The sequence below is a fragment of the Zoogloea sp. genome, assembly GCF_041908905.1.
In the GTDB taxonomy this organism is placed as follows: domain Bacteria; phylum Pseudomonadota; class Gammaproteobacteria; order Burkholderiales; family Rhodocyclaceae; genus Zoogloea.
Genome location: NZ_JAYREK010000001.1, coordinates 375,365 through 385,090, shown reverse-complemented (window position 1 = coordinate 385,090; position 9,726 = coordinate 375,365). Strand labels below are relative to the sequence as shown.

Below are 9,726 nucleotides of genomic sequence, written 5' to 3'. Positions count from 1 at the left end.
CACGGCGCTGCCTTCAGCGATGATCTGCGGGGGCTTTGGGTAGGCCTTCATGGGGCAGGGCTCCGGGCCGAGGGTGTCTGGAAGGTACTGTCTAATTATACATGTTTATGCCGTAAATGTTGTTGTGAATGCCATGGAGATTCATGTCATGGCGATGGTGGGCGCGGGGTGGCCTGCAGGGCGTCAGGCCGTCGAATGACGGGAGGTGCCGGGGCTGGCCGCAGGGGAGGGTGCAGGGAGCGCCGCGCCCGGGGGAAGGGCGCGTGGGGCGGGGAGAGAGGATGATCCGCACGAACCCCATTGTCGGGCCGGGCGGGGGCGGGCGTCGCGGCCCGCGGCCAGGGCTCAGCTGCGGCGGATGCCGACCACCTTCTGGTATAGCCCGCCGAAGAAGGTCTCCTTGCGCCACTCAAAGTCCGCAGTCTGCGGCACCATGGTGGAAATCTCTTCGGCCAGCAGCGAGTTGGCGAAGGGCTCGAGATAGCGGAACACCAGCGCCATCGCCGGCCCCATCGGGTGCCACCAGCGCGGCTTGTGGTAATCCACGAAGACGATCCTGCCGCCCGGCTCGACCGCCTCGAGGAGGTTGGTGACGATGCGGTGGCGCGCGTAGGTGGGCACCTCGTGGAGCAGGAAGAAGCAGCACACCGCGTCGAAGCTGACGCCCATCGGCTCGGTGAGGTCGGCCACCTGGGCCCGCGCCTGGGGCCAGGGCTCCAGCTTGCGGCGGGTGTTGGCGATCTGGATCGGCGCCACGTCCACCACCGTGAGCTGCCCGCCGTCGCCCAGCCGCCGCGCCAGCCGGGCCGAGAAATCCCCATACACCGCCGCCGCCTGCAGCACCCGCTGGCCCGGCGCGAACTCGCGCACCGCCGCATCCATCAGGCGGCTCGCGTTGCCCCACAGGATCGCCGACACCACCGCCGGCTGGTCGAGCCAGGGCACGGTGCGGTGGTTGAGGTAAGCCCAGCTGTAGGTGTTGCGGAGATAGTCGGGGAGCCGATGCGCGGAACTGCTGGAAGAGTCGGACATGATCTGGGTGCAGTTGAACGGAATCAACCGTGATCATACCTCTTGAGAGGTAGGCCGGCGCCTTTCGCCACCCGCGGGCACCTGGTGCATCATGTCTGGCAGGTAGCCCGCCGCGCCCGCGGGGGCTTTCCCATCCAGCGGAGGAGACCCCATGAACCAGATCATCAACGCCCGGCTCCGTGGCCGCGACGGCCTGTTTTCCATCGAATGGGCGGGTGGCCTGATCCGCGCCATCGACGCCCAGCCTGGCCCGCAGCCCGCCACCGCGGAGGCCCTGGACGCCGGCGGGATGCTGGTGATCCCGCCCCTCGTCGAGCCGCACATCCACCTCGATGCGGCGCTCACCGCCGGTGAGCCACGCTGGAACCTCAGCGGCACCCTGTTCGAGGGCATCGAGCGCTGGGCCGAGCGGAAGGCCCGGGTGACACCGGAAGACACCAAGGCCCGCGCCCACCGCACCCTGCGGATGCTGGCCGCCCACGGCATCCAGCACGTGCGCAGCCACGTGGACGTCACCGAGCCCGGCCTCGGTACCCTCAAGGCCATGCTCGAAGTGCGCGACGAGGCCCGCGGGCTCATCGACCTGCAGCTCGTTGCGTTTCCGCAGGAGGGCATCGAGTCCTTCGCGAATGGCCGCGCCCTGATGACCGAGGCCGTCGAGATGGGCGTCGATGTGGTCGGCGGCATCCCGCACTTCGAGAACACCCGCGAGCAGGGCGTGGCGTCCATCCATTTCCTGATGGACCTGGCCGAGCGCCACGGCCGGCTGGTGGACGTGCACTGCGACGAAACCGACGACCCGCACTCGCGCTTCCTCGAGGTGCTCGCCGAAGTGACCCGCGTGAAGGGCATGGGGGCCCGGGTGACGGCCAGCCACACCACGGCGATGGGCTCCTACGACAACGCCTATTGTTCCAGGCTGTTCCGCGTGCTGAAGCAAGCGGGGCTCAGCTTCATCAGCTGCCCCACCGAGAGCATCCACCTCCAGGGGCGCTTCGACAGCTACCCCAAGCGCCGCGGCCTCACCCGCGTGCCCGAGCTCGACCGCGCCGGGCTCAACGTGTGCTTCGCGCAGGATTCCATCGTCGACCCGTGGTATCCCCTCGGCAACGGCAACCTGCTGCGCATTCTCGACGCCGGCCTGCACATCTGCCACATGCTCGGCTACGAAGACCTGCAGCGCTGCCTGGATTTCGTCACCGACCACAGCGCCCGCGCGCTGGCCCTGGGCGCGGGCTACGGCCTCGAAGTGGGCCGCCCCGCCAGCCTGGTGCTGCTGTCGGCCGACAGCGACTATGAAGTGCTGCGCAGCCAGGGCCAGGCGCTGCTGTCGCTGCGCCACGGCGAGGTGATCATGCGCCGCACGCCGGGCGAGACGACGCTGCTGCCGCTCAGTACGCCAGCGCCGGGCTACGGTCCCTGAACAGGCCGGTGCCGGAGGCGATCGCCTCGCGCATCGACTCGCGCATGCTGCGGCTCAGGGTCGTGTCCTTGTTGATGTCGATCAGCGTCCGGGTGAGGTTGTCGTTGATCTTGCGGTCGATGTAGGTGGCGGCAAAGTCCAGCGGGTTGCTGTAGGTCTTGGAGTAGGCCGAGAAGGCCGGGTCGAGGATGTCGGTGACGTTCTGGTTGGTGGCAAACCCCAGGGCGCCGAAGGCCTTCTGGGCGTAGTCGATCGCCTTGTCCTTGAACGTGGCCTTGAGGCCGTTGCTCCCCGGGATCGTGCCCAGGGCCGACGCCACCCGCTCCCAGGTGTTCAGGTCGCGGCCGTTCACCCAGCTCTTGCCGCTCACCGCCTCGTAGAACGCCAGCAGGTTGCCCACGATCGGCATCGCCTCGACCAGCTTGGCGGCGGCCGGGGAGTTCCGGAACACGCCCAGGAAGGCATCCCTCACCTTGCCCGGCTGCGCCACGCTCTTGAAGGCCTTGGTGGCGAGGAAGCGGGCCGCGTCGTACAGCACCCCGTCGTCGATCTTCTTCTTGAGCTTCTCCCACAGGGTGATGTCTTCGGGGAGCACGTCCATCGGATAGGCCCGCGCCAGCACTCCGTCCGGCCGCGACGGATACATCGCGATCCGCTGGGCGCGCCGGGCGGGCTGCATCACGTAGTCGGTCAGGTCGATGTTCACCGGCGCGTTGCCGGCATTGGCGAGCAGGATGCGCGGCGTGAGGGTGCTGGTGCCCACCGAGAAGGTGGCCACCGTCGGCGAGATCATCTGGTAGTCGCGGTTGTCCTGGGGCACCGCCCCGGTCACCGGCTGGTTCATCGCCGCCGTGTGGCTCTTGAACAGGTCCGCCATCGCCTGCTCGCTCTTTTTCGGGTCGATCAGGTCGAAGGGGTTGACCTTCTTCCCGCCGGTCTTGATGGCGATCTTCTTGCCCAGTTTGTCCAGCAGCTGGGCCTGCATGATCTGCCCGTTGTGGTAGTCGGCAAACTGCTGTGCGCCGCCGGGCAGCGCGTCCTCCATCAGTTGCAGGGTCTTGCGGTCCACGTTGGCGGCCATCCCGGTGGGGTTGCCGGCGGAGCGCAGCGTCCACACGATGGTCTGCATGCTGTTGCGGTACGGCTCGTCGCGGTACGCCTTCTGCATGATCGCCTTGTACAGCGGCAGCAGGGGTGCGGGGATCAGCTTGCCGGCGGACGTGAGGCTGAGCTTCTCGTCCTTGCCCGGGGCCGGCAGCCCCGAATCCATGCAGTAGCCCTTCTGATTGACCGTCACCATGAAGCCTGGCGGCAGCGTGATCGTGCCGTCCGGCGCCACATTCACCCGCCCGCGGTTCTTGGCATTGCGCAGCTTCTTCTTCAGCTCGGCGGGATTGACGGCGTTGATGTCGAAATACATCCGCAGCATCGGCAGCATGTGGCGCACGAGGTCGTAGGTCTCCTCGCTGCCGAACTCCGTCAGGCTGGCGTATTTGGTCTTTGCCTCCGCGAACAGCGCCAGCGCCTTGTCCACCTGTGCCTCGCTCGGGATGGGCAGCTTCTGCGGCATCACGCCGTTCCTGAGGAGGCTGTAGAAGATGTCCTGGGCCTTGTTGGACAGCTCCGGCACGTAATTGCCGTCCTGGTCGATGGTGTAGAAGCCGTTCGACTCGGCAGCCCCCGCCACCGAGTAATACAAATCCTCGACCTTGCCGACGCCCAGCGAATCCTCGATCTTCCTCACAAAATCCGGCCTCGACTCCGTGCCGGCACAGCCGCTCAGCACTCCCAGCCCCAGGATGGACACCCTCCCGGTAAATTTCCGCCTGCTGCGATCCACGTCAAACCCTCTTCAATGGCAATCAATCGTCAGGCCCGATCATGACGCAGTTTTGTGAAATTCTGTGCCAAAAATGTTGGTTTTGATGGATTGACGGGCGTTGTGAAGTTGAACAGGCGCCCCGGAGCGCGGCAACGGGGGGCGCCTCCCGGACATCCCGGGAGACGCCACGAACACCCGCCGACGCCTCGCAAAAACGTTTCTCCACGTCGCCAAATTCCTGACGCACTCCGCGCGCGCTTTCCGCGGTGCCGCCAGAACTCCCCGCTCCGTCGCAAAAATTGCCGGTTACGCCAAAAAAGCTTTCCGCCTCGCCACAGAAACATCCAGCCGCGTCACAAAAATCTTTTTACACGCCGCCTGCGCCTTTTGTCATATCAAAAAAACTCCCGGTGGACCCGCCGATATTTTTTGTGGCGCCACCGACGGATTTATTGATATGACAAAAGGAGTTTGCAGCGTGACGAACGGTTTTTGTTACATGGAAAAAAGTTTCTGCGGGCCTGCCGGCAAGTTTTTTCCCTTCGCCGACGGTTTTTGTCACGTCCCCCGGGGGATTTGTCATGTGACAAAAACTTCAAAAATCCCAGCACTGCGCCCCGTGGAAAGAGCCGAAACCCAGTGATGGCGCGGGTTTTACGCATGAGTCGATGATGTTGTAAATTCCGTGTCGGACCAATGAATCGATATCACGATGCACGAACAAGAATCCTGTTCAACACCAGGCGCCTATTGGGGTAAGGCTGATAATTCCGGTGCCTATCACCTGCTGCACTATCACGCTCTGGATGTCGCTGCCGTCGGTGTTGCCCTGCTTCGACAGAGTGCTTCACTGCAGCAATTATTCCGGAAGGCTTTGCCCGACTGTACGTCAGAAGCGCTTGAGGGGTGGGTGACGTTCTTCCTGGCTCTTCACGATCTCGGCAAGTTTTCCGAAGCTTTCCAGAGTCAGCGTGCTGATCTGATGCAGCTTCTGCGCGGACGTGCGCCAGACCCTGGCAAGCCCTACACGCTGCGTCACGATACGCTCGGCTGGCTGCTCTGGAAGCAGCGGCTGGAGGAACAGGCGATTGACGAGGGGTGGTTCGGGCCGGATTCCTGTGATCTGGTGGAGTCTGGTGGACTGGACTGGTGGATGAAGGCTTGCACAGGCCACCATGGCACACCACCGGAATTGGGCCGAGGGGATTGGAAGCAGCACTGCAACGCCCGCGAAGATGGCATCGCAGTTGACCAATTTATCGGCAGCCTCTTCATCCTTGTTCCGCGCAAGTTACTCGCGGAAATAGCGAGCCAACTGGAGGCGGAAACCTTTGCGCAGGCTAGCCAGACTCTCTCCTGGTGGCTGGCTGGTGTCGTGGTGTTGGCTGACTGGCTCGGCTCCAACCAGAGCTACTTTCCCTATTGTGCGACCCCGATGCCCATTGAGGAGTACTGGGGTCATGCACAGACCCGGGCGTCCTTGGCGCTGGCAGCCTCGGGTTTGACGTCGCGGCCATCGGGGGCGCGTGAATTCTCGGATTTCTTTCCGGGCATTACCCAGCCTTCGCCGCTGCAGGCTTGGGCGATCAATGTTCCAGTGTTGTCAGAACCCCAAGTCCATCTGCTGGAGGATGTGACCGGCGCCGGCAAGACCGAGGCGGCCATGATGCTGGCTCACCGCCTGATGGCGGTTGGTTTGGCCGATGGCTTCTTCATTGCGCTGCCCACCATGGCAACCGCTAATGCTATGTACGGCCGGATCGCCGAGGTCTACCAGCAGCTTTTTGCCGGTGATGCCAGTTTGGTGCTCTCCCATGGTCAAAGTCGGTTGGTCGAGGAGTTTGCGACGTCAATCCTGCCTGCCATCGACCCGGAAGCGGATGGTCACCAGCTGGACGAAACGGCGGGCGCTCGTTGCGCCGTCTGGTTGGCGGAGCACGGCAAGCGTTCGCTGCTTTCTCCGGCCGGTGTGGGCACCATCGACCAGGCATTGCTGGCGGTACTCACCAGCAAGCATCAGTGCCTGCGCCTTCTTGGTCTGTTCCGTAAAGTGCTGGTTGTGGATGAGGTGCACGCTTGCGATGCCTACATGCAGCGGGTACTGGAAACGGTGCTCACCTTCCACGCGTTTGCGGGTGGTAGCGCCATTCTGCTCTCGGCAACGCTGCCCGAACGCATGAAGCAGTCCCTGCTGGACGCTTTTGCCCGCGGACGTGGATGCCCGTCTGCGCCACAACTCTCTATCGATGCATTTCCACTCGCCACCTCTTGGCGGGATTGTGCTGCGAGGCTGGATGAAACTCCTATTGCCACCCGAGATGCAGTAAAGCGTCGGTTGGAGGTGCGTTATGTGTCCGATGAGTCACAGGTGCTGTCGGTCATCCGAGAGACGCTGGCTGTGGGGCGCTGCGTCTGTTGGATGCGCAACACTGTAGCGGATGCGCTGGTAGCTCACGCTCACTTCCGCGATGAGTTGCCCCCTGAAAACCTGATTCTCTTCCATGCCCGCTTCACGCTGGGGGATCGCCTGGCGACGGAAGAACAGGTGCTATCCCATTTCGGAAAAGGCAGCGATGCTCAGATGCGGGCAGGAAAGTTGGTGATCGCGACGCAGGTGGCCGAGCAATCGCTGGATGCCGATTGGGACTTGGTCGTTTCAGACCTTGCGCCCATCGATCGTCTTATCCAGCGTGCGGGTCGTCTGCAACGTCACCCGCGGGATCTCGCTGGCAATCGGTTGATGGATGCTGCCGGCGGGGATCAGCGTGGTGCGCCCTGTCTATGGGTGTTTGGCCCGGAATGGGTCGAAAGCCCTGCAGAGGACTGGTACAAACGGACCCTTCCTCGTGCCGCACGGGTTTACCCTCACCACGGGCAATTGTGGCTGACCGCCCAGGTGCTGCAGCAGGGGCAGATCGCCTTGCCCGACGATGCGCGTTTTTTGGTCGAAAGCGTATTCGGCGACCTGGGGGACATCCCGGAAGCCTTGCTGGCCAGCAGCGGGGCGGCGGAGGGTCGGGCACTGGCGGACCGTAGCGAAGGCCAGCAGAACACTATCAAGCTGTCCAGTGGTTACACCGCCGACGGCACTGAATGGTGGAGCGACGCCCGTGCCCCGTCGCGTTTGGGAGAGGCCACTGTCAATGTCATTCTTGCCCGCTGGGTGGATGACACCCTGGAACCGTGGAATCACCATGCCGAACGCCGTCATGCCTGGGCTTACAGCAGTCTGCGCATGGCGGAACGGCAGATCTGCGCTCGTTGGGTGGAAACCGATCCGGATCGGGAGTCGGTCGTGTTAGCAGCCCTTGAAACCCTGCCGGACAAGGGCAAGTGGTCGGTGCTGCTGGCGCTCGAAGAGCAGGCGGGGCGTTGGGTTGGTCGAGCGCTCGCCCCTGGCAAGGATAATCAAGCGTCGCGACCTGTGTTCTGGCGCTACGACTTCGAGGCTGGATTGATTCGGGAGAAAACGCCGGCGGGCTGACGCCCGCTCGGCAAAGACCCCGCGGAGGCGGGGAACGTCAAATCACCGAATCATCGCTTGAGCAGACACACGGGTCATCTCTGCGGATGCAGAGAACGCATGCATTCTAGCAGTCGCGTTGGTGGCTCTGGAGGAAGAGGATTGCCCATATTTTGAATTTTCGTTTGAACAAACACACTTAAAATAATTTGCTGGGCAGTGTACCCAATGCTAGTATTCATTTGTAGTTTAAAAAGCCTCCTGTCCTGGTTGTGTGCCTCCTGAATATCTGCAAGGGCTGGGGGCGGGAGCCTTCAGCGCTCGTTGCCACTTCGCCTTTTTTCAGGAGCCCCGTTCATGAACCTCCTGCAACACCCCTGGATGCCGGTGCGCCGTCGCGACGGGCTGCGCGACTGGGTTGCCCCTGGAATGCTATCCGATCCAGATATCGTCGCTTTTGATGCGGATCGGGCGGATTTCAACGGCGCCTTGATGCAGTTTGCCATCGGTCTGCTCCAAAGCGTCAGCCCAGCCGAGACGCACTCCGCCTGGAGCCGCCTGTTTCGGCTGCCACCAGACTTCGCCGCACTGTCAGCCTGGTTCGATCCGGTTTTGACTGCCTTCGAGTTCGACGGGGAGGGCGCCCGCTTCATGCAGGACTTCAGCCTGAAGCCAGAAGAGGCGGGGCTTAATTCCATCGCCGCGCTATTGATCGAATCGCCCGGGGAAAATGCCCTGCGCAATAACAGCGATCATTTCGTCAAGCGAGGCAGGGTGGAGTGTCTCTGCCCCGACTGCGCTGCCCTGGCCTTATTCACGCTGCAGACCAACGCGCCCGCGGGAGGGGTCGGCTATCGCACCGGGTTGCGGGGTGGTGGCCCTTTGACCACGCTGCTTTTGTCCGGAACTCCTCAGAGCCTGTGGCAGGATTTGTGGCTCAACGTGCAGCCACGCGCCCAGCACCTGGAGAGCTGTGGAGACGCTGGCTTGAACCTGCTGCATCACCGTTTTCCGTGGCTTGCAGACATTACCGTTACTCAACCGGGGCAGGAGACCGTACCGGTGCAGGTGCACCCGGATCACATCTTCTGGGCAACCCCACGCCGCATCCGTCTGAATCTGGATGGACTCATGAGCGGAAAGTGCGATATTTGCGGGCGAACCTCGGACCGTTTGATCCGCCAGTTTTACGCCAAGAACTACGGCCTTAACTATAAGGGCGCCTGGCTGCATCCTCTGTCCCCTTATTACTCGAACAAGGGTGATTGGCTGCCGATGCACCCTCAGCCAGGAGGCATCGGTTATCGCCACTGGCTGGGTTGGGTGCTGGGCGTTTCCGACGGCAAGGAGCAATTGCGTCCGGCACGCACTGTGGTGTCGGCTTTGGACGGGACGCGCAGCCGGCAGGTCGGGCCGAGCCTCCGCCTGTGGGCCTTCGGTTATGACATGGATAGTATGAAGGCCCGGTGTTGGTACGAGTCTTCACTCCCGCTATATGGACTCGCCGATTGCAATCAGGATGCCCTGCGCACCCTGACCGTCAGCGCGGGCGGCTGGCTGGCGGGTGCCCGCCTAGCCGTGCAGGCCTTGCGCAACGCGGTCAAGGATGCCTGGTTCGGCGGTGATGCTCGCGGCGATTTCAGCGCCGTCGACATCAGCTTCTGGGGTGCCACCGAACGAGCTTTTTTCTTCCAGTTGCACGACTGCATCGAGGCCTTGCGCTTGGACCCGCTGGCAGAGCCCGACACGCTCGAGCTCCGCCAGCGCTGGCAGGCCCAGCTGCAACATGCAGCCTATCAACTCTTCGATCAGCAGTTCGTCGGTGCCGGTCCCGTAGAGCGTCAACACCCCCGTCGAGTGGCTGAAGCCCGTCGTCGGTTGGGCTACGCCCTCAACGATGAGAAATTACTCACGGCCCTGCGCCTCCCCCTTCCCGAAAAAACCGCCCGCAGTCGCGGCAGGGCCATGTCGGCCCAGTCTTGAAGG

At 63.2% G+C, this 9,726-nt stretch carries 6 protein-coding genes; 3 read left to right on the top strand and 3 right to left on the bottom strand.

Going from position 1 to position 9,726, the window contains the following annotated elements:
- Positions 1-345: 345 nt before the first annotated feature.
- Positions 346-1,032, bottom strand: coding sequence for a rhodoquinone biosynthesis methyltransferase RquA (rquA, locus tag ACE3OU_RS01815; RefSeq protein ID WP_374239818.1), 687 nt, complete (start codon positions 1,030-1,032; stop codon positions 346-348).
- Positions 1,033-1,183: 151 nt separating this feature from the next.
- Between rquA and codA the strand changes: the two genes are divergently transcribed.
- The gene (gene codA, locus ACE3OU_RS01810) at positions 1,184-2,455 is read left to right on the top strand and encodes a cytosine deaminase (RefSeq protein WP_374239817.1); all 1,272 of its coding nucleotides are present in this window, start codon (positions 1,184-1,186) and stop codon (positions 2,453-2,455) included.
- Here codA and ACE3OU_RS01805 read toward each other — a convergent pair.
- Together ACE3OU_RS01805 and ACE3OU_RS01800 are read right to left on the bottom strand one after the other, a co-directional pair.
- A complete protein-coding gene (locus ACE3OU_RS01805) occupies positions 2,424-4,199 on the bottom strand; it encodes a pre-toxin TG domain-containing protein (protein WP_374239816.1) in 1,776 nt (591 codons plus the stop codon). The two genes, codA and ACE3OU_RS01805, sit on opposite strands and share 32 nt — an antisense overlap.
- Before the next feature lie 445 nt (positions 4,200-4,644).
- Positions 4,645-4,860 (bottom strand): hypothetical protein, encoded by a 216-nt coding sequence (locus ACE3OU_RS01800; RefSeq protein WP_374239815.1) that lies wholly within the window; start codon positions 4,858-4,860, stop codon positions 4,645-4,647.
- A gap of 129 nt (positions 4,861-4,989) precedes the next feature.
- Between ACE3OU_RS01800 and cas3 the strand changes: the two genes are divergently transcribed.
- Together cas3 and casA are read left to right on the top strand one after the other, a co-directional pair.
- A complete protein-coding gene (cas3, locus tag ACE3OU_RS01795) occupies positions 4,990-7,761 on the top strand; it encodes a CRISPR-associated helicase Cas3' (protein WP_374239814.1) in 2,772 nt (923 codons plus the stop codon).
- Positions 7,762-8,097: 336 nt separating this feature from the next.
- Positions 8,098-9,723: a type I-E CRISPR-associated protein Cse1/CasA gene (casA, locus tag ACE3OU_RS01790; protein WP_374239813.1), complete on the top strand. Its 1,626-nt coding sequence runs from the start codon at positions 8,098-8,100 to the stop codon at positions 9,721-9,723.
- The last annotated feature ends 3 nt before the right edge of the window (positions 9,724-9,726 follow it).